Source organism: Gluconobacter sp. P1D12_c, assembly GCF_018812105.1.
GTDB lineage: Bacteria > Pseudomonadota > Alphaproteobacteria > Acetobacterales > Acetobacteraceae > Gluconobacter > Gluconobacter oxydans_A.
In genome coordinates this window covers 1-834 of record NZ_JACSIQ010000071.1, presented here as the reverse complement: position 1 = coordinate 834, position 834 = coordinate 1, and the positions used below count along the sequence as shown (strand labels likewise).

At 57.1% G+C, this 834-nt stretch carries 1 pseudogene; it reads left to right on the top strand.

The annotated features are described in order from the left end of the window. Positions 1-83: 83 nt before the first annotated feature. A pseudogene (locus tag KP705_RS21455) lies at positions 84-834 on the top strand (IS5 family transposase); the annotation flags it as partial.

Here is an 834-nt window from a genome sequence, read left to right as displayed (position 1 = left end):
GTCGCGTTGACAAAAGGTCTATACGCTCATTCTGAGATCTGATTCACTGTTGTCTTTAACGAAGGCGATAAGGTGAAGCGGGGATGGCACGAGGGGATCTGACGGATCGTGAATGGGCGMTRATTGGTCCGCTTCTGCCGCCTGAGCGCGGACGTTGGGCTCGACCAGCTGGAGACAACCGCCTGTTTCTCAATGGTATGCTGCATGTTCTGCGCACAGGCTGTCCGTGGCGGGACATGCATGAGCGCTACGGCAAATGGAACTCGGTCTATGTCCGGTTCCGGCGTTGGGCTGAGCAGGGGGTGTGGGATGCTCTGCTGCAAACCCTGATAGACCTCGACCTGACCGATAACTGGCAGCATATGGTCGACAGTACCGTAGTCCGTGCCCATTCACAGGCTACGGGCGCAAAAGGGGGGCTCATTCGGAGGCTTTTGGTCGATCACGCGGCGGCTTTACGAGCAAGATCCATGTCCGATGTGACAATCAGGGATGCCCTCTTGGCTTTGTCCTTACCGGAGGCCAGGTCTCGGACTACAAAGCCACAGACGCCCTGATGAAGCTGTCTGTCCCGCCCCCCAAAGCCATGCTGGCTGATCGGGGCTATGACAGTGACAGCTTCCGCCAGGATCTGCTGATCCACGGGATCCTGCCGGTTATTCCATCACGCAAAAGCCGCAGTGCTCCACAGAAAACAGACTGGTGGCGTTACAGGGACCGCAACCGCATCGAGCGGATGTTCAACAAACTCAAGCAGATGCGCCGTATCGCGACGCGCTACGACAAAACCGCCTTGTCCTTCATGAGTTTCCTCAATATCGCCGCAGCAAAGCT